General features: G+C 54.6%; 21 protein-coding genes. 8 read left to right on the plus strand and 13 right to left on the minus strand.

What is annotated here, in order from left to right:
• The first annotated feature begins 80 nt into the window (after positions 1 to 80).
• From mdoG to L3069_RS07975, 3 genes are all read left to right on the plus strand, one after another.
• Complete coding sequence (gene mdoG, locus L3069_RS07965; RefSeq protein WP_032622136.1) at positions 81 to 1634, plus strand: glucans biosynthesis protein MdoG; 1554 nt, start codon at positions 81 to 83, stop codon at positions 1632 to 1634.
• Positions 1627 to 4155, plus strand: a complete 2529-nt coding sequence (gene mdoH, locus L3069_RS07970; protein WP_023299777.1) for a glucans biosynthesis glucosyltransferase MdoH — start codon at positions 1627 to 1629, stop codon at positions 4153 to 4155. Before mdoG ends, mdoH begins: the two co-directional genes overlap by 8 nt.
• A gap of 84 nt (positions 4156 to 4239) precedes the next feature.
• Positions 4240 to 4467: a YceK/YidQ family lipoprotein gene (locus tag L3069_RS07975; RefSeq protein WP_003858030.1), complete on the plus strand. Its 228-nt coding sequence runs from the start codon at positions 4240 to 4242 to the stop codon at positions 4465 to 4467.
• 7 nt (positions 4468 to 4474) lie between these two features.
• On the opposite strand, the gene L3069_RS07980 is transcribed toward L3069_RS07975, so the two are convergent.
• From L3069_RS07980 to L3069_RS07990, 3 genes are all read right to left on the minus strand, one after another.
• Positions 4475 to 4849, minus strand: a complete 375-nt coding sequence (locus tag L3069_RS07980; RefSeq protein WP_003858026.1) for a MysB family protein — start codon at positions 4847 to 4849, stop codon at positions 4475 to 4477.
• 79 nt (positions 4850 to 4928) lie between these two features.
• Positions 4929 to 6164, minus strand: a complete 1236-nt coding sequence (gene mdtG, locus L3069_RS07985; protein WP_023305851.1) for a multidrug efflux MFS transporter MdtG — start codon at positions 6162 to 6164, stop codon at positions 4929 to 4931.
• A gap of 141 nt (positions 6165 to 6305) precedes the next feature.
• On the minus strand, positions 6306 to 7232 hold the full coding sequence (locus L3069_RS07990) for a Kdo(2)-lipid IV(A) acyltransferase (RefSeq protein WP_023305852.1): 927 nt from the start codon (positions 7230 to 7232) through the stop codon (positions 6306 to 6308).
• A 218-nt stretch (positions 7233 to 7450) separates the two neighbouring features.
• On the opposite strand from L3069_RS07990, the gene L3069_RS07995 reads away from it, so the two are divergent.
• Complete coding sequence (locus tag L3069_RS07995; protein WP_032624487.1) at positions 7451 to 8500, plus strand: rhodanese-related sulfurtransferase; 1050 nt, start codon at positions 7451 to 7453, stop codon at positions 8498 to 8500.
• Positions 8501 to 8538: 38 nt separating this feature from the next.
• Here L3069_RS07995 and L3069_RS08000 read toward each other — a convergent pair whose 3' ends face one another.
• The 9 genes from L3069_RS08000 to mdtH all read right to left on the minus strand — a co-directional run bounded on the left by L3069_RS08000 (position 8539) and on the right by mdtH (position 15223).
• Entirely contained in the window at positions 8539 to 9117 is a 579-nt protein-coding gene (locus L3069_RS08000) for a YceI family protein (protein WP_022647711.1), read from the minus strand.
• Position 9118: 1 nt separating this feature from the next.
• Entirely contained in the window at positions 9119 to 9685 is a 567-nt protein-coding gene (locus tag L3069_RS08005; protein ID WP_022647712.1) for a cytochrome b, read from the minus strand.
• Between the two features lie 226 nt (positions 9686 to 9911).
• On the minus strand, positions 9912 to 10025 hold the full coding sequence (locus L3069_RS08010) for a YceO family protein (RefSeq protein WP_022647713.1): 114 nt from the start codon (positions 10023 to 10025) through the stop codon (positions 9912 to 9914).
• A gap of 50 nt (positions 10026 to 10075) precedes the next feature.
• The gene (gene solA, locus L3069_RS08015) at positions 10076 to 11194 is read right to left on the minus strand and encodes an N-methyl-L-tryptophan oxidase (protein WP_038415820.1); all 1119 of its coding nucleotides are present in this window, start codon (positions 11192 to 11194) and stop codon (positions 10076 to 10078) included.
• 114 nt (positions 11195 to 11308) lie between these two features.
• Entirely contained in the window at positions 11309 to 11563 is a 255-nt protein-coding gene (gene bssS / locus L3069_RS08020; RefSeq protein ID WP_023299782.1) for a biofilm formation regulator BssS, read from the minus strand.
• Positions 11564 to 11837: 274 nt separating this feature from the next.
• Complete coding sequence (dinI, locus tag L3069_RS08025; protein ID WP_038415822.1) at positions 11838 to 12083, minus strand: DNA damage-inducible protein I; 246 nt, start codon at positions 12081 to 12083, stop codon at positions 11838 to 11840.
• A 75-nt stretch (positions 12084 to 12158) separates the two neighbouring features.
• Positions 12159 to 13205 carry a dihydroorotase gene (pyrC, locus tag L3069_RS08030; RefSeq protein WP_038415824.1) on the minus strand — a complete coding sequence of 349 codons (1047 nt, stop codon included), beginning with the start codon at positions 13203 to 13205 and terminating at the stop codon, positions 12159 to 12161.
• 128 nt (positions 13206 to 13333) lie between these two features.
• Complete coding sequence (locus L3069_RS08035; RefSeq protein ID WP_023305855.1) at positions 13334 to 13894, minus strand: lipoprotein; 561 nt, start codon at positions 13892 to 13894, stop codon at positions 13334 to 13336.
• Positions 13895 to 14014: 120 nt separating this feature from the next.
• Positions 14015 to 15223: a multidrug efflux MFS transporter MdtH gene (gene mdtH / locus L3069_RS08040; protein WP_022647718.1), complete on the minus strand. Its 1209-nt coding sequence runs from the start codon at positions 15221 to 15223 to the stop codon at positions 14015 to 14017.
• 236 nt (positions 15224 to 15459) lie between these two features.
• Here mdtH and rimJ point away from each other — a divergent pair, with 236 nt between their 5' ends.
• The 4 genes from rimJ to murJ all read left to right on the plus strand — a co-directional run bounded on the left by rimJ (position 15460) and on the right by murJ (position 19295).
• Positions 15460 to 16044: a ribosomal protein S5-alanine N-acetyltransferase gene (gene rimJ, locus L3069_RS08045; RefSeq protein WP_003858007.1), complete on the plus strand. Its 585-nt coding sequence runs from the start codon at positions 15460 to 15462 to the stop codon at positions 16042 to 16044.
• A gap of 9 nt (positions 16045 to 16053) precedes the next feature.
• A complete protein-coding gene (locus tag L3069_RS08050) occupies positions 16054 to 16704 on the plus strand; it encodes a YceH family protein (RefSeq protein WP_022647719.1) in 651 nt (216 codons plus the stop codon).
• Between the two features lie 2 nt (positions 16705 to 16706).
• Positions 16707 to 17630: a Gfo/Idh/MocA family protein gene (locus L3069_RS08055; RefSeq protein ID WP_023305857.1), complete on the plus strand. Its 924-nt coding sequence runs from the start codon at positions 16707 to 16709 to the stop codon at positions 17628 to 17630.
• Positions 17631 to 17759: 129 nt separating this feature from the next.
• A complete protein-coding gene (gene murJ, locus L3069_RS08060; protein ID WP_038415825.1) occupies positions 17760 to 19295 on the plus strand; it encodes a murein biosynthesis integral membrane protein MurJ in 1536 nt (511 codons plus the stop codon).
• Between the two features lie 58 nt (positions 19296 to 19353).
• On the opposite strand, the gene flgN is transcribed toward murJ, so the two are convergent.
• Positions 19354 to 19779 carry a flagella biosynthesis chaperone FlgN gene (gene flgN, locus L3069_RS08065; protein WP_022647721.1) on the minus strand — a complete coding sequence of 142 codons (426 nt, stop codon included), beginning with the start codon at positions 19777 to 19779 and terminating at the stop codon, positions 19354 to 19356.
• Positions 19780 to 19783 lie beyond the last annotated feature (4 nt).

Genomic DNA, 19783 nt, shown 5'->3' on the forward strand with positions numbered 1-19783 from the left:
AATGTTGTCGGATTGCCTGAGTTTCCATTAAAATGGATCGGATCGATATAAGCACACAAAGGGGGAAGTGCTTACTTATTATGAAACATAAACCACAAATGATGAAAATGCGTTGGTTGGGTGTAGCAGTGCTGTTGTCACTGTATACCTCATCTGCACTGGCCTTTAACATCGATGATGTCGCAAAACAGGCTAAATCGATGGCGGGCAAGAGCTACGAAGCGCCAAAAAGTAACCTGCCCTCCGTTTTCCGCGACATGAAATACGCGGACTATCAGCAGATCCAGTTCAATCACGATAAAGCGTACTGGAACAATATTAAAACCCCGTTCAAGCTTGAATTTTACCACCAGGGTATGTACTTCGACACGCCGGTTGCCATCAATGAAGTGACGGCGACCGCGGTACGTAAAATCAAGTACAGCCCGGATTATTTCAATTTTGGCGATGTGCAACACGATAAAGACACGGTGAAAGACCTCGGCTTCGCAGGCTTCAAGGTGCTTTACCCGATTAACAGCAAAGATAAAAACGACGAAATCGTCAGCATGCTTGGCGCCAGCTACTTCCGCGTGATTGGCGCGGGGCAGGTGTACGGGCTTTCTGCGCGCGGTCTGGCAATTGATACCGCGCTGCCATCAGGTGAAGAATTTCCACGTTTTCGCGAGTTCTGGATCGAACGTCCAAAACCAACCGACAAACGTCTGACAATTTATGCGCTGCTGGACTCCCCTCGTGCGACAGGCGCTTATCGTTTCGTGATCATGCCAGGGCGTGACACGGTGGTTGACGTACAGTCTAAAGTTTACCTGCGCGATAAAGTGGGCAAACTGGGCGTCGCGCCGCTGACCAGCATGTTCCTGTTCGGGCCGAATCAGCCGTCTCCGGCGACTAACTTCCGCCCTCAACTGCATGATTCTAATGGTCTTTCCATTCATGCTGGTAACGGCGAGTGGATCTGGCGTCCGCTGAACAACCCGAAACACCTCGCCGTCAGCAGCTTTGCGATGGAAAACCCGCAGGGCTTTGGTCTGCTGCAACGTGGCCGTCAGTTCTCCCGCTTTGAAGATCTGGACGACCGCTACGATCTGCGCCCAAGCGCCTGGGTTACACCGAAAGGCGACTGGGGTAAAGGCAAGGTTGAGCTGGTTGAAATTCCAACCAATGATGAAACCAACGATAACATCGTGGCGTACTGGACACCGGATCAGCTGCCTGAAGCCGGTAAAGAGATGAACTTCAAGTATGCGATCACCTTCAGCCGTGACGAAGACAAACTGCACGCACCGGATAACGCGTATGTGATGCAGACGCGTCGTTCTACGGGGGACGTGAAGCAGTCCAACCTGATTCGTCAGCCGGATGGCACGCTGGCATTTATCGTGGACTTCACCGGGCAGGATATGAAAAAACTGGCGCCGGATACTGCCGTGACGGCACAGGCCAGCATTGGCGATAACGGTGAAATCGTTGAGAACGCTGTGCGTTACAATCCGGTCACCAAAGGGTGGCGTTTGACCCTGCGCGTGAAGGTGAAAGATCCGAAACAGACCACTGAAATGCGCGCCGCGCTGGTCAGTAACGATAAGCCGCTGAGTGAAACCTGGAGCTATCAGCTACCTGCCAATGAATAATACATCTGAATATATTGATGCCATGCCGCTAACGGACATTGAAAAAGCGGCACTCCCTGCGAGCGACATCCGCGCGGTTCACACCGCGCTGGATGGTGAACATCGTCACTTTTCCCGTGATGATGATACGCCGCTGGGGTCAGTGAAGGCACGTCTGGAGCAGGCATGGCCAGACTCGCTGGCAGAAGGGCAGTTAATCAAGGATGACGAAGGGCGTGACCAGCTACAGGCGATGCCGAAGGCCACGCGTTCCTCTATGTTCCCCGATCCGTGGCGCACCAACCCGGTGGGTCGCTTCTGGGATCGCCTGCGTGGGCGTGACGTGACGCCGCGCTATCTGTCACGTCTGACCAAAGAACAGCAGGCGTCCGAGCAGAAATGGCGTACCGTGGGAACGATTCGTCGTTACATTCTGCTGCTGCTGACGCTGGCACAGACGGTTGTCGCCACCTGGTACATGAAAACTATTCTGCCGTACCAGGGCTGGGCATTGATTAACCCTGCTGACATGATTGGCCAGGATATCTGGGTCTCCTTCATGCAGCTGCTGCCGTATATTTTACAGAGCGGCATCCTTCTGCTGTTTGCCGTGCTGTTCTGTTGGGTCTCCGCCGGGTTCTGGACGGCGCTGATGGGCTTCCTGCAACTGCTGATGGGGCGTGACAAATACAGCATTTCCGCGTCGACGGTCGGGGATGAACCCCTCAATCCTGAGCACCGTACCGCGCTGATCATGCCTATCTGTAACGAAGATGTTGACCGCGTATTCGCCGGGCTGCGTGCCACCTGGGAGTCCGTAAAGGCGACCGGTAACGCGGCGCATTTCGACGTCTACATCCTGAGCGACAGCTACAACCCGGATATCTGCGTGGCAGAGCAAAAAGCCTGGATGGAGCTGATTGCTGAAGTGCAGGGCGAAGGGCAGATCTTCTACCGTCGTCGTCGTCGTCGTGTTAAGCGTAAGAGCGGGAACATCGATGACTTCTGCCGTCGCTGGGGTAACCAGTACAGCTACATGGTGGTACTGGATGCGGACTCCGTGATGAGCGGCGACTGTCTGAGCGGGCTGGTCCGTCTGATGGAAGCCAATCCGAACGCGGGTATTATTCAGTCCTCGCCAAAAGCGTCCGGTATGGACACGCTATATGCGCGCTGCCAGCAGTTTGCGACCCGCGTCTACGGGCCGCTGTTTACTGCCGGTCTGCACTTCTGGCAGCTGGGTGAATCTCACTACTGGGGCCACAACGCCATTATCCGCGTGAAGCCATTCATCGAGCACTGCGCCCTGGCGCCGCTGCCGGGTGAAGGATCGTTTGCCGGGTCCATTCTGTCGCATGACTTTGTGGAAGCCGCGCTGATGCGTCGCGCAGGGTGGGGCGTCTGGATTGCCTACGATCTGCCGGGCTCGTATGAAGAGCTGCCGCCGAACCTGTTGGATGAGCTCAAGCGTGACCGCCGCTGGTGTCACGGTAACCTGATGAACTTCCGCCTGTTCCTGGTGAAGGGGATGCACCCTGTTCACCGTGCGGTGTTCCTGACGGGCGTGATGTCCTATCTGTCTGCGCCGCTGTGGTTTATGTTCCTGGCACTCTCGACCGCGTTGCAGGTTGTGCATGCCCTGACGGAGCCGCAGTACTTCCTGCAACCGCGCCAGCTGTTCCCGGTGTGGCCGCAGTGGCGTCCGGAGCTGGCGATTGCGCTGTTCGCGTCGACCATGGTGCTGCTGTTCCTGCCTAAGCTGCTCAGTATCATTCTGATCTGGTGTAAAGGTTCGAAGGAGTACGGTGGTTTCTGCCGCGTAACCCTTTCACTGCTGCTGGAAGTGCTGTTCTCGGTCCTGCTGGCACCGGTGCGTATGCTGTTCCACACGGTATTCGTGGTGAGCGCGTTCCTGGGATGGGAAGTGGTGTGGAATTCACCGCAGCGTGACGATGACTCTACGCCATGGAGTGAAGCCTTTATGCGCCACGGCTCTCAGCTGCTGCTAGGCCTGGTGTGGGCCGTTGGTATGGCCTGGCTGGATCTGCGTTTCCTGTTCTGGCTGGCGCCAATCGTCTTCTCGCTGATCCTGTCGCCATTTGTGTCGGTGATCTCCAGTCGTTCTACGGTGGGCCTGCGTACCAAACGCTGGAAGCTGTTCCTGATCCCGGAAGAGTATTCTCCGCCGCAGGTGCTGGTGGATACCGATACCTATCTGGAGCAGAACCGCAAACGCACGCTGGATGATGGCTTTATGCACGCCGTGTTTAACCCGTCATTCAATGCGCTGGCAACCGCGATGGCGACTGCGCGTCACCGCGCCAGCCAGGTGCTGGAGATCGCCCGCGATCGCCACGTTGAGCAGGCGCTGAATGAGACGCCAGAAAAGCTTAACCGCGACCGTCGTCTGGTGCTGTTGAGCGATCCGGTGACGATGGCACGGCTTCACTACCGCGTGTGGACTTCTCCGGAGAGATACTCTTCGTGGGTGAACTACTACAAGGACGTGAAGCTGAATCCGCTGGCCCTGAAGGCGAAGTAAGTTGTTAAGTAGGGCGGGTAAGCGAAGCGCCACCCGCCAAATAAAATACCGGCTGTGAGGCCGGTATTTTTTTAGAGGTCAGAAATGAAAGTAATCATCGTCGTCATGATGGCATGCCTGCTCAGCGGCTGCGGCAGCATCATCAGCCGCACCATTCCCGGACAGGGCCACGGGAATCAGTACTACCCCGGCGTACAGTGGGATGTCCGCGATTCCGCATGGCGCTATCTCACCGTGCTCGATCTGCCGTTTTCGCTGATTTTCGACACGCTACTGCTGCCCATCGATGCCAGCCACGGCCCTTACGAGTAACGAGAGCTTATCGCTCGTCCCATTCGTCCGCTGCGGCCTGACCTTCTTCGGTATCCAGCGGCGGTTCGAGCTGAAACTCACCTTCATCCCATTCATGCAGCGTATTTTCTTCCAGCCACTCCTGACGTAACTCAATTTCGTCATAGTCGCCGTCGAATACCGCCTGCGCACCTTCACCACTCAATATCGGCAGACATTCTCCGTCCTCACCTTCATCAGCAAAGAATTCGGCCTGCCACATAATATCGCCGTCCTGAAGGACGTATTTTTGGATATTGAGTTGTTGCACGTCAGCATCTTCTTCCTCAATGCCGGGATTATCGGCGAGGAATTCTTCGCGAGCGGCATCGATAGCTTCTTCCAGCGTGGCGTACATGGTCATTGGTGTCTCCCTGTTTTTTGTGAAGGTATTCAGGGAAAGAATAGCTGATTATATGATTGTGCAAGTATGAATGCGTAAATTAGCCGTCACGATGTTGTGTTATGCGCGCCGGGCGTAGCGCCCGGGATAAGCTGAGCCAGGAATAAACAGCGTTGAACAGCACGACGCCTGCCGTCACGATAAAGACCGCCCGGAAACCGAAACTGGCCGAAACCCCCGCGCCGACCAGCGGCCCGGTGACGTTACCCAGATCGCGAAACGACTGGTTGTAGCTGAAAATACGTCCGGCAATCTGGTTGGTGGAGTTATAGACCAGCAGCGTCTGCACCGCCGGAAGCAACGCGCCGTCCGCTGCGCCCAGCAGAAAGCGCAATACGCCGAGCTGCCAGGGAGACTGCACCATCGACATGGGGATCAGCAGCAGAACGGAGAGGATCAGGGCGCAGATCAGAATTTTCTCCGGGCCGATGCGATCGCCCAGCTTGCCGAGCCGCGGCGCGCTCAGCAACGCGGCCACGCCGGGAACAGAGGCGATCACGCCGCTGATAAAGGCGATATTGCTGACGTTGCCGGCCAGGTCGCGGACATAGAGCGTCAGAATAGGCGCGATTGAACCGGTGGCCACCTGAATAATCATGGTGGTCACAAACAGGCTCAGCACCAGCTTTGGGTTTTTCAGCGAGGCCAGCACATCCCGGGCGTGCAGCATCTCTTTTTTGGCTACCGGCGTGAAATTCTCGCGGATGCAGATAAGCGTCACGAGGAAGCAGAGGAACAGCACGCTGGCGGTAATGAAGAATACCGGCCGCAGTCCGTAGTGGTCGGCCAGCAGCCCGCCCGCCAGCGGACCCAGCAGTGCGCCGCTTACGCCGCCAGTGGAGAGCGTACCTAATGCCCAGCCGCTTTTATGGCGTGGGATTTGGGTTGCGATCAGGGCGTTGGCATTGGGGATAAATCCCCCGAGCAGACCCAGAAGCGCGCGTAATATCAGGAACTGCCAGACATTCTGCGCCACCCCCATCAACAGCATTATGATCGCCATGCCGAGCGCGGAGCGCAGCAGCATAATTTTGCGGCCTTTGCGATCCGCAAGCCCACCCCAGAAAGGCGACGCAATGGCGGAGAACAGGAACGTAATGCTGAACACCAGGCCGGACCACATATTCAGTGCGCTATGGCCGGTGACGCCGAGCTGTTCAACGTAGAGGGGCAGGAAGGGCATTACCAGGCTAAAGGCGGCGCCAGTAAGAAAACAACCCAGCCATGCAACCGTCAGGTTGCGTTTCCAGTTTATGGGAGCATCTGTGGAGGACATAACTATCCGCATAATGAGGTGCAGGGCACCGTGACCAGTGAGGTAATAAGCCTGCTAATTATGCGCCTGGGGTATGATTGCCGCAATGACGGGGAGCTTTTAAAGCTAAAACAGCTTGCGGCCCGGAAGACCGCATGCAGATTAATAACGAGAAGGGACGCCCTGAGGCCGGGTTTTGAAGCGGCGATGCAGCCACATGTACTGCTCGGGAGCGAGCATAATGCATTTCTCGACAATAGCATTCATCCAGCGCGCGGTGGTTTCTGCATCATCCAGCGGCGGCGTGAGTTCCGGCTCCAGCATGATGAGCTGATAGCCTGAACCGTCTGGTTTACGGCGCGGTACAAACGGCACGATAGCCGCTTTGGACATCCGCGCCAGCATCCAGGTCCCGGTGGTTGTCGCCGCATCTTCCACCGCAAAGAACGGGACAAACACGCTGGATTGCGGGCCATAGTCATGATCCGGGGCATACCAGACCACTTCACCTGATTTGAGGGCGCGGATCATCCCTTTAAGGTCTTTGCGGTCGATCATGCTTTTATTCGAGCGCATGCGTCCGTTGGTCTGTATCAAATCGATCACCGGATTATCGTTGGGACGATAAACGCCAATACCCGGCGCCTGCATGCCGAACATGCGCGCGCCAATTTCGAGCGTCAGGAAATGAACGCCAATCAGCAGGACGCCAGTCTGGTTGGCCTGGAGATTATGCACCGGATCCATGCCGGTTCCGGCCACTTCCGTCCAGCGCGCCATGCGCTTATCCGACCAGAACCAGGCCATACCGGTCTCCATCAGTCCCATGCCGACAGATTCGAAGTTTTTAACCACCATGTCGTGACGCTCAGATTCGCTCATCTGAGGAAAGCAAAGCTCAAGATTTCGATACGCGATCCTGGCGCGACGCTTCATAAATTGTTGAGCAATGCGGCCCAGTCCTTTACCCATGCGGAAAATTACGGGATAAGGCAGCTGTACAATTAGCCACAACAAGCCAATGCCTGACCATGTTAACCAATAGCGTGGGTGTAAAAGCGCGGCAGTAAATTTCGGTAACTGGGTCATGTCTGTCCTGTGTTCTAACGTCCTGAAGGGCTATTGTCTCATTTTTTGAGGCATAGCCAAAATGTCTGTCATCGAAACATGAAAGAATATGCAAGTGTTAAGTCTGATTAATCAGGTTGACTGAAATGTAGCGTAAATTGTGTGGATGTAAATTGTCTTTGTTTGCTATATCATGCCGACCGATTTTTATTTCTCAACGATTGCAGGACTTGTACACCATGCCAGTGTTACACAACCGCGTTTCGAATGAGATGTTGAAAGCGCGTATGTTGGCCGAAACCGAACCGCGCACAACGATCTCTTTCTATAAATATTTTACCATCAACGATCCACAGGCGACCCGCGATGCGCTTTACCAGGCTTTCACCGCCCTGAACGTGTTTGGTCGCGTCTATCTGGCGCGTGAGGGTATTAACGCGCAGATCAGCGTGCCGGAAAGCAAAGTCAGCGCCTTCCGCGAGCTCCTTTATGGTTTTGATCCGGCGCTTAACGGCTTACGCCTGAACATTGCGCTGGATGATGACGGCAAATCGTTCTGGGTGCTGCGCATGAAGGTGCGTGAGCGTATTGTGGCGGATGGCATCGACGATCCGAGCTTCAATGCCGCGAATGTGGGGGAGTACCTCAAGGCCGCTGAAGTGAACGCGATGCTCGACGATCCGGATGCAGTGTTCATCGATATGCGTAACCACTACGAATATGAAGTGGGCCACTTCGAGAATGCGATGGAAATTCCTGCCGACACTTTCCGTGAACAGCTGCCGAAAGCGGTTGAGATGATGCAGGAGCATAAAGACAAAAAGATCGTTATGTATTGCACCGGGGGGATCCGCTGCGAAAAAGCCAGTGCCTGGATGAAACACAACGGTTTTAATAAAGTCTGGCATATTGAGGGTGGGATCATTGAATATGCCCGCCGCGCCCGCGAGCAGGGGTTACCGGTGCGTTTTATCGGTAAAAACTTTGTGTTTGATGAGCGTATGGGCGAGCGAATTTCAGAGGACGTAATCGCTCACTGCCACCAGTGCGGTACGCCGTGCGACACGCATACCAACTGCAAAAACGACGGTTGTCATCTTCTGTTTATTCAGTGTCCTGCATGTGCCGAGAAGTTTAATGGCTGCTGTAGCGAGCTGTGCAGTGAAGAGAGTATCTTGCCTGAAGAAGAGCAACGTCGTCGCCGTGCCGGGCGCGAGAACGGGAATAAGATCTTTAATAAATCCCGGGGCCGACTGAATACCAAACTGGGTATTCCAGACCCGGAGTAAAACATTGCCCGGCGGCGTAAAAGCCTGCCGGGCCTGTTTTATGACTTCTGCTGAACGCCTTCCACCGAAATAATCAGCTCTACATCCTGCGATGCCGGTCCTAAATCTGTGGTGATATTAAAATCTTTCAGATGAATTTTGCCGGCGGCTTCAAAGCCAGCACGTTTTCCGCCCCACGGATCGTCTCCCTGGCCGATTAATTTCGCATCCAGTGTTACCGGTTTTGTTACGCCGTTCAGCGTCAGATTACCGGTAATAGCGAGCTTATCACCGTCTTTCTTCACTTCTGTCGACGCGAAAGTAGCTTGCGGGAATTTGCCTACGTTCAGGAATTCAGCGCTGCGCAGATGTTTATCACGCTCGGCGTGATTAGTGTCGACGCTGTTAGTATTAATGGTGACGTTTACTTTATCGGCAGCAGGGTTTTTCTCGTCGAAACTAAATGTGCCATCGAAATCATTGAACGTACCATATAACCAGCTGTAACCCAGATGCTGAATACGGAAATTGACGAAGGCATGCTGGCCTTCTTTATCAATTTTATAGTCGGCGGCAATGGCCGAACCGGTGGTAAATAACAGCGAACCTAATGCGATACCCAACAGGCGTTTTTTCATTTTATGCTCCAGAGTCAACTGACGAACGGCCAAGCATGCGCTTCAGCGTATCGTCTTTATCGATAAAGTGGTGTTTCAGGGCCGCAAGGCCATGCAGAACAGACAGGATCACCACGCTCCATGCCAGCCACAGATGAACCACACCTGCGGTGTCAGCCTGTGAACCGGCGTCAGCCAGCGTGGCAGGGACGTCAAAGAGCCCAAACACGCTGATCGGTTTGCCGTCTGCGGTCGAAATGAGATAACCGCTGATCAGAATGGCGAACAGCAGGGCATAGAGTGCGATATGTGCGCCAACAGCGCTTATGCGGGTAAGACGGCCATGGCTTTTGGGGGCAGGAGGGGGCGGAGAGAGATGTCGCCAGATCACGCGAAAAACCAGACCCATCATCAGCAGAACCCCAATGCTTTTGTGCAATTCGGGGGCCTGATGATACCAACCGTCATAATAGCTTAATGTCACCATCCAGAGGCCGAGACCAAACATGGCATAGACAGCAAGTGCAAATAGCCAGTGTAAACACATGGATATTATTCCGTAGCGGCTGGAGGAGTTACGCCATTGCATATGAATTTCCGTTCTCAAATGTCTGAGCAATAAAAATGGCCGGATTAATTAAATAATGCAACTGAAAAAAAGGAATAATGTTATTTAGTTATTTTATTTCAGCGAATTTGAATATGTTTCCGCAATGTATTTCAATCGCTTCGTTCAATAAATTTGAGATGACTTTTTATAAAAACTATAAGTTAAATAAGTTTAAAGGAGTGTCAATAAACGTCAGTGATGGTTTTCAGAAGAATACAATAAAGATGACGTCAACAATCGCCAGCAGCGACCAAAGGACAATGTAGAGCATGAAATGCTCGCGGATGTTATTGATAAGGTAATTCACCAGTCTGCGCATCATGATCCTCTCGCAAATCAGGCTCCGGTTATTCGGAGCCTGTAGCGGTATTATCGGCTAAAGCGCGAGAGCGCGAAGGGTTTGAGATCAAACGAAGGCGCAATCCCCTGAGCAAACTGGGCGGCGATTTCACCTAACACAGAGGCAAATTTAAACCCGTGACCGCTGAGCCCGGTTACGATCAGGGTGTTGTCGTGCCCAGGCAGGGTGTCGATGATGAAGTCTTCATCTGGCGTATTGTCGTAGGTGCACGCTGCGCCATAAAGCAACCCGCCTACGCCCGGCAGAATATTACGCAGGAACGTGAAGGCTTCGGAACCATCCTGCGGATAGGCTCCGTACGGCTTGCGTTCTTCCGCAGAGGAAATTACCTGTCCGCCGTTATGTTTGCCAATCTTGAGCGCGTCTTTTTCCGAGGGGAAACCGTAGTACTGGTCGCCATTAGGTAACTCGCCCGTGAACGCCGGGAATTTGTTTTGGCTGCTGTAACGCCCGTCAGACTGGAACCAGGAGAAGACTTTGCGTACCGGCTGGATGGGCAGATCCGGCAGCAGTTTCGTCACCCACGTTCCCGCACTCACCAGCAGGCGCGTGGCGGTATATTCACCTTCAGACGTGGTGACGGTTGAACCCCCGGCATGGTGGGTGATACCCGTGACCGGACAGTTAAACAACTGTGCGCAGCCCGCTTTGGCGGCGAGATCAATCCAGGTCTTAATGGCCGTTTCGCTGTGCAGTACCCCGGAATTGGCTTCAAACAATCCAATGTAGTCTTCAGGGACAGAAATTTCCGGCCAGCGCGCCATTATGTCGTTCGCATCCAGACGCTCAACGTCCAGACGGTAGGCTTTCGCGCTCTCCTCGACATTCGCCAGAAACGTGGAGTTGGCGGGCCCCAGGTTAATGACCCCGGTGCGCTCAAAAATGCGTTCTTCGGTGAGTGCGGCCAGCTCATCCCACAGCGTCTGAGCCCGAAGCACCAGCGGTACATAGCGCTCACCTTCGCCGTAAGCGTGACGCATAAGACGGGTATCGCCGTGATGGCTTCCTTCAGAATGAGGGGGTAGGTGGGCGTCAATCATCAGCACATTCAGACCCGCCTGCGTGGCGTAATAACCGGCTGCAGATCCAACGGAGCCGCTTCCGATAATGATCAAATCGTATTTCATAGGCTTCTCTTTACTAACGCTTTGTTAGCAGAGTAATTAACTATGTGGGCTTATACAAGAGCGAAATAAATAAGGCACCGCGAGGGTGCCTGTTGAGTGAAAAGGGGCATAAGGTCAATGCCGTTTATACTCATTTTCCTGGTAGTCGCCAGATTCTATTTTTGCGATGCCTGCTTCCAAAATAGAAATAAACTGACGGGCGACGTCTGTTGTAAGCCACAGCGTCTGTCCAACTTCCGCTTCGTCACGGTTTAGCTGATTCGGGGTCTGGTAGTGCAAACGCAGCATCAGCGCATCGTAGCTGTCTACGGTGCTGATATCCCAGCCAACGAGTGGATGGGTCTGGATGACTTCATTATTCTTTTCCATTATAACCCCCTTAATGCGTGTTAGAAGACAACGACTTTGAGGTTCAATGCATGTTTTTCTGAAAGCTTTTTCAGTATATCAATTAATAAGGGTTCCGCAGGAAAAAATAAACGGGTAGCAACACATTTTTCTGCTTTTTAGGATTGTTCGAACAATAAAACGTCATCTTGTTCACGATTTTCTAAGAAGATACTGAAATATTTTGAACTTCCAGGAGACGAAACGAAAAAAAGCCGGGGCGACCCGGCAAAAAAACACAATGAGGGAGCAAATTTTAATCAGTGATAAACCAGTCGTCGGCGCTTTCCCATGTTTCCTGCAAAATTTCGCTGATGCGGTCTTTGTCTTCTTTCGCGCCGCCAATGACGGAAAGATGGTTTGCTGTCGCATAACGTACCGTTATGGCGCCATCGTTTTCAGGAAAAGTGCTGTTAATACGTCGGGATAGCTCACCCGCCAGAGCGTCGAGTGCGCCAGCAGGCAGGACGGTGGTTTTGGCAATGGTGACTTCAATAAGCATAAATGCCCCCTGTGTAATATACTGTTTATTTATACAGTTATATTGGCGGTTTGACAACAGGGGGATGACAATTTTTTAGCTTTTTACCGTCCAGCTTACGGTTTCACCGGCCAGGAAGGGGATCAGCGTATCGTCGGTGAGCGCAATCGACGCTTCAACCTGGCTTTCTTTGCGCTCCAGCTCAATGAACGAGTCATTAACCGGCAGACCGTAGAAACGCGGGCCGTTAAGGGAGCAGAAGGCTTCGAAATGGCCTAACGCGTTCATCTCGTCAAAGACGGTTGCGTAACTTGCCAGGGCGGTCGGGGCGTTAAAGCAGCCTGCACAGCCGCAGCTCGCCTCTTTTCGGTGAAGGGCATGCGGGGCGGAATCCGTGCCGAGGAACGCGCGCGGGAAGCCGCTGGCGACCAGCTCACGTAGCGCCTGCTGGTGGATATTGCGCTTGAGGATCGGCAGACAATACAGATGTGGACGAACGCCACCCACCAGCATGTGGTTACGGTTAAACATCAGGTGCTGCGGGGTGATGGTGGCGGCAATCAATTCGTTTCCATCCCGGACATACTCTGCGGCATCTTTGGTCGTAATGTGTTCAAACACTACCTTCAGCCCAGGAAGACGCTGGCGCAGCGGCTCCATGACCGTTTCGATAAAACGCGCTTCGCGATCGAAAATATCAATGTCAGCGTGGGTCACTTCCCCGTGCACCAGCAGTGGCATTCCCAGTTTTTGCATACGCTCCAGAACGGGCATGATGGCGTCGATGCTCGTCACCCCATGGCTGGAGTTGGTGGTGGCGTTTGCCGGGTAGAGTTTCGCGGCGGTGAACACACCCTCGTTAAACCCACGCTCAACCTCATTGGGATCCAGCGAGTCCGTCAGGTAGCAGGTCATCAACGGAGTAAAATCGTGCCCGGCCGGAACGGCGTCAAGGATACGCTGGCGATAGGCGATCGCGGCCTCGACGGTGGTGACTGGCGGAACCAGGTTAGGCATAACAATCGCACGGCCATAAATTTCGCTGGTATACGGCACGACGGTTTTCAGCATGTCGCCATCACGAAGATGGATATGCCAGTCGTCTGGGCGGCGGATTTTGAGAACCTGGGATTGTACAGTCATGGAAGCTCCGGCTTGAAAGGGATCAGTCATAAGATGGCTGTTTTTGCCGGACACAAATCATAAGCGGAAACGTTTTCGTTTGCACACTATTCCGTTAAAAAAAACGGGCGCCTGAGCGCCCGGAGTATTTAGTCGGTGAAAGGAATGATGATTTCACCCGGTTTCACCTCTATCCCTTTGGCATATTTTTTCGCCAGAGATTCGCCCTTACTCTTGTCTTCGCTCAGAACGTAGGCGGGCTGCTGGTTGAAATAGTTCTGTAACGACTGGTTGAGATAAGGCATCAGCGTTTGCAGCACCGGTTTCATTTTATCCGGCGTGACGACCGCATCGACGATTTCCATCTCTTGCAGGAAAATTGCCCCTTTCTCTTTATTGAAGACCGGCAGCGCCTTGAGCTTCAGCTTGATATCCGCTTTCTGATTGCCGAAGAGCGAGGTCATGTCGAGGCTGGCATCGCCGGACAGGGTGACTTTGTTAGGCTCCTCGCGCCCAATCTGGCTGGCGAGATTCGTCAGGACGATATGTGCATCCGCAAGGCCGGGCACGCCGATATCTTTTGAGAAGTTATTATGTTTTTCCAGCGCCTGATTAATTTCCTGCTCACTGACGGTGTACTGCGTAAGCTGGTTACATCCCACCAGCAGCCCACTGACAATTAACGCAGCGGCAATAACGATCTTTTTCATGGTGTTCCTCAACATAAAATCGGCGCATCTGTCCTGATACGCCAGTATGTCAGGGTGATCCTGGAGAAACCAGCAGAAAAAACTGATAGTGAAGGGAGGTAAATATCCTCCCCCAGAAGGTCAGGCGCCAGGCTCCAGCATCCCGCGGGTGCTGCGTTTATCACTGAACTGCCACCAGAGGGCAATCAGCGTCATAAAGCCGACCATACCGAGCATGACCCACGGCAGCTCCGGCTGATGGAGCGCTTTTCCGGCATCAAACAGCCAGCCGCCACCGGTGTAACCCAGCGCGCCACCAAGCGCCAGTCCGAGACGGCTGAAGCCCATGTAGCTGCCACGGGCCCGGGCGTCGGCAAGTGACGCGCTCAGGGTTTCACGGGCCGGCTCGGCAATGATTGAGCCAATATAGAAGGTGCAAATCAGCATAAACAGCTGCTGGAGTGAGCTCACCAGGCCGATGGGCATCATGCTCAGCGTCATCAGCAACAGCCCGGCCATCAGACGGTGCTCAAGCCGGAAACGGCGCTCGCTCCACCGGGCAATCGGATAGAGCAGAGTCAGAGAAAGGCAGGCCTCAATGGCATACATCCATTTTACCGCCGCCGGCGTGCCGGCAATATCGTTAACCATAATCGGCAGCATCAGCATGACCTGCACGGCGAGCATGTAGTAGCCGGTCAACGTTAAAACATAGGTGACGAAGCGTTTATCGCTCAGCACGCGGTCAAGCCCTTCCCGCACCGGCGCTTTTACCGTCGACAGCTTCCATGCAGGCAGAAACAGACCGTTAAACAGCGCGCAGAGAATAAACAGCACCGCGCCGGTGGCGCAGACCAGGCGGAAATCGTATTGCAGCAGCCAGCTTCCCAGCAGGGCGCCCACTACCGCGCCAGCGCTGTCCTGCATCATCAAAATTGAGAAGAAACGACCCCGGTGTTGCGGACGGATAAGCTTAACCACCAGCGCGGTACGCGGTGGGTCGAAAAGGGTGCCGCCAATCCCGGAAAGGAAACAGGAGAACCACAGCAGCCAGGGGTCATGAGCGATTGCCATCGTGGCGAATCCCGCCGCACGTAATAGCATGCCGGTGACGATCATCGGTTTCGCACCAAAGCGGTCGGCTATTGCCCCGCCAAACACGCCAAGACCCTGTTGTACAAACTGGCGTAAGCCCAGCGCGATCCCGACCATCAGCGCCGCCCAGCCCATTTGATCGACAAAACGAATCGATATAAGTGGAAAAACGACAAAAAAGCCGAGCACGACCAGCATGTTATCGACGAGCAGGAAATATTTACCCAGGCTCCTGGCCTGTGATACGCGGGACATTTTCCCTCCAGGGAAAATAAAAGGTGAGCACGCTAATATTCTGCGGTGTCGCCGCGCTTTTTCACATACCTGCTGGCGACAATATTTTTTTATCAAAAAGGTGCTTTGATAGAGAGTTCTCATCGAAAAATGTGAAAAGCGATAAAAATGGTATGTCACTGTTTTCACAGAAGGCACAGGCGCAGGTATAGTAAAGCTAACAGGCAGAGCAGAAGCGACGGGAAGGAGTGGTATCGATGTTTGGCTATCGCAGTAATGTGCCAAAAGTGCGTCTGACGACGGACAGGCTGGTCGTTCGTCTGGTGCATGAGCGTGATGCCTGGCGTCTGGCGGATTATTACGCCGAGAATCGCCAGTTTTTAAAACCCTGGGAACCCGTTCGGGACGAGAGCCATTGCTACCCCTCTGGCTGGCAGGCGCGCCTCAGTATGATTGCGGAATTTCACAAACAGGGAAGTGCGTTTTATTTCGCGCTTCTCGATCCGGAAGAGAAAGAGATCGTTGGCATTGCCAATTTTTCAAACGTAGTACGCGGGTCGTTTCACGCCTGCTATCTCGGGTATTCCATCGGCCAGAAATGGCAGGGGCAGGGGCTCATGTTTGAGGCGCTGACGGCGGCGATTCGCTACATGCAGCGCACGCAACATATCCATCGCATTATGGCGAACTACATGCCGCACAATAAGCGCAGCGGCGATCTGCTGGCCCGCCTGGGGTTTGAGAAAGAGGGCTATGCCAAAGATTATCTGCTGATTGACGGCGAGTGGCGGGACCATGTCCTCACCGCGCTCACCACGCAGGAGTGGACCGCGGGTCGTTAAGGAGAAAAGATGAAATATCAGTTAAATGGCGCCGAAGCGCGCGTGATTGGCTGCCTGCTGGAAAAGCAGGTTACGACGCCGGAACAGTATCCTCTTTCCGTGAATGCCGTCACGATGGCCTGCAACCAAAAGACGAACCGTGAGCCGGTGATGAACCTTGGCGAGCACGAGGTGCAGGATATCCTTGATGAGCTGGTGAAGCGCCACTACCTGCGCACCGTCAGCGGCTTCGGTAATCGCGTCACTAAATATGAACAGCGCTTTTGTAATTCCGAATTTGGCGATTTAAAACTCAGCGCCGCAGAAGTGGCGGTTATCACCACGCTGCTGCTGCGCGGGGCGCAGACGCCGGGTGAACTGCGAACACGCGCCTCCCGCATGCATGAGTTTCAGGATATGCAGGACGTTGAACAGACGCTGGAGGGATTAGCCTCACGCGAGGACGGTCCTTACGTGGTGCGTCTGGCCCGCGAGCCGGGCAAGCGTGAAAGCCGCTACATGCACCTGTTTAGCGGCGACGTGGAGTCCTCTACGCTGGCCGTCGAATCCGACACGCCAGCATCAAACGACAGCCTGACCGCGCGCGTTGCAGCCCTGGAAGACGAGGTTGCCGGGCTGAAGCAGCGTCTGGATGCTTTACTCGCACACCTGGGAGATTAACCGTGACTACATTACGCATTGGAGTGGTGGGGCTGGGCGGGATTGCGCAAAAAGCATGGCTGCCCGTTTTAGGCGCCGCGTCAGACTGGACGCTGCAAGGGGCGTGGTCGCCCACCCGCGAGAAAGCAGAGCGCATCTGCAAAACCTGGCGCATCCCTTATGCTGGCTCACTCCAGGATTTAGCCCGTGAATGTGATGCGGTATTTGTGCATACCTCAACCGCGACGCACTTCCAGGTGGTGAGCGAGTTGCTGAACGCAGGCGTTCACGTCTGCGTTGATAAGCCGCTGGCGGAAAATGTGCAGGATGCTGAACGACTGATTGAGCTGGCCGCGCGTAAAAAGCTGACGCTGATGGTCGGCTTCAACCGCCGTTTTGCGCCGCTCTATCAGCAGCTTAAAGCGCAGTCCGGCTCGTTTGCCTCTCTGCGTATGGATAAGCACCGTACCGACAGCGTAGGGCCGAACGATCTGCGGTTCACGCTGCTGGATGATTATCTCCACGTCGTGGATACGGCCCTGTGGCTGAGTAACGGAAAAGCCCAGCTGCAAAGCGGCACGCTGCTGACCAACGAGCAGGGTGAAATGGTTTACGCCGAACATCATTTTGCCGTTGAGCATTTACAGGTGACGACCAGCATGCATCGTCGTGCGGGCAGCCAACGCGAGTCCGTGCAGGCCGTTACGGATGGCGCGCTGTATGACGTCACCGATATGCGAGAGTGGCGGGAAGAGAAGGGCAATGGCGTGCTCGCGTTACCCGTTCCCGGCTGGCAGAGCACCCTGGAGCAGCGTGGCTTTGTGGGCTGCGCGCGTCACTTCATTACCTGCGTGCAGAATCAGACGGTTCCTGAAACGTCCGGGGAGCAGGCCATTCTGGCGCAGCGCATCGTGGAACGACTCTGGCGCGAAGCGATGTCGGAATAACTCGCTGTAACATCTGCCGATAGTAATTCGTTGAAATCCGGTTAGACTAAGCGCCGCTTGTTGGCTTTGCCGGGTGGCGCTTTCGCTTATCCGTCCTGGAAATCCGTAGGGTTGTGGAACTTCACGTTAATGAACTTATTAAAATCGCTGGCGGCCGTCAGCTCGATGACCATGTTTTCCCGCGTGCTTGGCTTTGCTCGCGATGCCATTGTGGCAAGGGTTTTTGGCGCAGGGATGGCGACTGACGCCTTTTTCGTTGCGTTCAAGCTGCCGAACCTGCTGCGCCGTATTTTTGCCGAAGGGGCTTTCTCACAGGCATTTGTCCCGATCCTCGCGGAATATAAAAGCAAGCAGGGCGAAGATGCCACCCGCGTCTTTGTGGCGTACGTTTCCGGTTTACTGACGCTGGCGCTGGCGATCGTGACCGTACTGGGGATGCTGGCAGCGCCCTGGGTAATCATGGTAACGGCGCCGGGCTTTGCCGACACGGCGGATAAATTTGCCCTGACGACGCAACTGCTGCGGATAACCTTCCCCTATATTCTGCTGATTTCGCTGGCGTCGCTGGTGGGCGCCATCCTGAATACCTGGAACCGCTTCTCCGTGCCGGCCTTTGCCCCCACGTTCCTTAACGTCAGCATGATTGGCTTTGCGCTGTTCGCCGCGCCGCATTTTAACCCACCGGTGCTGGCGCTGGCCTGGGCCGTGACCGTCGGCGGGGTGTTACAGCTTGCTTACCAGCTCCCGCACCTGAAAAAGATCGGCATGCTGGTTCTGCCGCGCATTAATTTCAAAGATGCGGGCGCAATGCGCGTTATCAAACAGATGGGACCGGCAATACTCGGCGTGTCCGTCAGCCAGATCTCGCTTATCATCAATACCATCTTCGCCTCTTTCCTGGTGTCGGGCTCGGTGTCCTGGATGTACTACGCCGATCGTCTGATGGAGTTTCCATCCGGGGTGCTGGGCGTGGCGCTGGGGACTATTCTGCTGCCGTCGCTGTCGAAAAGTTTCGCCAGCGGCAACCACGATGAATACTGCCGCCTGATGGACTGGGGTCTGCGTCTCTGTTTTCTGCTGGCGCTGCCAAGCGCGGTGGCGCTGGGGATCCTGGCGAAACCGCTGACGGTGTCGTTGTTCCAGTATGGAAAATTCACCGCCTTTGATGCCACCATGACCCAGCGTGCGCTCGTAGCCTACTCAGTGGGGCTGATGGGGCTGATTGTCGTGAAGGTGCTTGCGCCCGGCTTCTATTCACGTCAGGACATCAAAACGCCGGTTAAGATTGCCATTGTGACGCTGATCATGACGCAGCTGATGAACCTGGCGTTTATTGGTCCGCTGAAACACGCGGGTCTGTCACTGTCGATTGGTCTGGCGGCCTGTCTCAACGCCGGGCTGCTGTACTGGCAGCTGCGTAAGCAGGATATCTTCACCCCGCAGCCGGGCTGGGCAAGCTTCCTGCTGCGTCTGGCGATCGCGGTAGTAGTGATGGCGGCCGCGCTGGTTGGCATGTTGTATGTCATGCCTGAATGGGCGCAGGGCACCATGCCTTACCGCCTGATGCGTCTGATGGCCGTGGTGGTGGTCGGGGTGGTGGCGTACTTTGCCACGCTGGCGGTGCTTGGCTTCAAGGTGAAAGAGTTTACCCGCCGCACGGTATAAACGCCAAAAGGGGAGTCACCAGAAGGTGCTCCCCGCTTCATGACATGCCGCTAGTGCGTCAAATCGAAATCTTTTTCCCGCCCGTGATACGTGCCGTGGCCGTTTGACCATCCGCACCGTACAGCCCCGGCTCTTTATAGGGCTTTAACACCTCAAGCGCCTGCTGATTACGGATAATCTGACCTTCCAGCAGCCAGCCGTTATGCTGGTTGAGATCGCGAAGATGCTGGGTTTTTTCTGTAATGGTCTGCCAGCGTTCGTTGATCTCATCATTGGCGCTGCGTTTCGTGTCTTGCTCAGCGCGTCGCTGTTTTTCCAGATAATCCAGGGTCGCCAGCAGCGAGCTTTTATCTTCAGTAATGCGTTGCAACGCGCTGCCGTTGATTTGACCAGAAGAGAGGTGGTGCTGTTCTGCGTCCATCACCGTTTTCAGGTCGTTCAGGACCACCGTCATCTGATCCAGTATTTCTGACAGTCGACTCATACGG

It is taken from the genome of Enterobacter cloacae complex sp. ECL411, assembly GCF_021869665.1.
Classification (GTDB): Bacteria; Pseudomonadota; Gammaproteobacteria; order Enterobacterales; family Enterobacteriaceae; genus Enterobacter; species Enterobacter intestinihominis.

Coding starts and splice junctions, on each gene's coding strand:
- rimJ (WP_003858007.1), top strand. CDS start 15,460: ATGTTTGGCTATCGCAGTAATGTGCCAAAAGTGCGTCTGACGACGGAC.
- solA (WP_038415820.1), bottom strand. CDS start 11,194: ATGAAATACGATTTGATCATTATCGGAAGCGGCTCCGTTGGATCTGCA.
- L3069_RS08000 (WP_022647711.1), bottom strand. CDS start 9,117: ATGAAAAAACGCCTGTTGGGTATCGCATTAGGTTCGCTGTTATTTACC.
- L3069_RS08035 (WP_023305855.1), bottom strand. CDS start 13,894: ATGAAAAAGATCGTTATTGCCGCTGCGTTAATTGTCAGTGGGCTGCTG.
- L3069_RS08010 (WP_022647713.1), bottom strand. CDS start 10,025: ATGCGCAGACTGGTGAATTACCTTATCAATAACATCCGCGAGCATTTC.
- mdoG (WP_032622136.1), top strand. CDS start 81: ATGAAACATAAACCACAAATGATGAAAATGCGTTGGTTGGGTGTAGCA.
- bssS (WP_023299782.1), bottom strand. CDS start 11,563: ATGGAAAAGAATAATGAAGTCATCCAGACCCATCCACTCGTTGGCTGG.
- L3069_RS07995 (WP_032624487.1), top strand. CDS start 7,451: ATGCCAGTGTTACACAACCGCGTTTCGAATGAGATGTTGAAAGCGCGT.
- L3069_RS08005 (WP_022647712.1), bottom strand. CDS start 9,685: ATGCAATGGCGTAACTCCTCCAGCCGCTACGGAATAATATCCATGTGT.
- murJ (WP_038415825.1), top strand. CDS start 17,760: ATGAACTTATTAAAATCGCTGGCGGCCGTCAGCTCGATGACCATGTTT.
- mdtH (WP_022647718.1), bottom strand. CDS start 15,223: ATGTCCCGCGTATCACAGGCCAGGAGCCTGGGTAAATATTTCCTGCTC.
- mdoH (WP_023299777.1), top strand. CDS start 1,627: ATGAATAATACATCTGAATATATTGATGCCATGCCGCTAACGGACATT.
- L3069_RS08050 (WP_022647719.1), top strand. CDS start 16,054: ATGAAATATCAGTTAAATGGCGCCGAAGCGCGCGTGATTGGCTGCCTG.
- mdtG (WP_023305851.1), bottom strand. CDS start 6,164: ATGTCCTCCACAGATGCTCCCATAAACTGGAAACGCAACCTGACGGTT.
- pyrC (WP_038415824.1), bottom strand. CDS start 13,205: ATGACTGTACAATCCCAGGTTCTCAAAATCCGCCGCCCAGACGACTGG.
- dinI (WP_038415822.1), bottom strand. CDS start 12,083: ATGCTTATTGAAGTCACCATTGCCAAAACCACCGTCCTGCCTGCTGGC.
- L3069_RS07975 (WP_003858030.1), top strand. CDS start 4,240: ATGAAAGTAATCATCGTCGTCATGATGGCATGCCTGCTCAGCGGCTGC.
- flgN (WP_022647721.1), bottom strand. CDS start 19,779: ATGAGTCGACTGTCAGAAATACTGGATCAGATGACGGTGGTCCTGAAC.
- L3069_RS07980 (WP_003858026.1), bottom strand. CDS start 4,849: ATGACCATGTACGCCACGCTGGAAGAAGCTATCGATGCCGCTCGCGAA.
- L3069_RS07990 (WP_023305852.1), bottom strand. CDS start 7,232: ATGACCCAGTTACCGAAATTTACTGCCGCGCTTTTACACCCACGCTAT.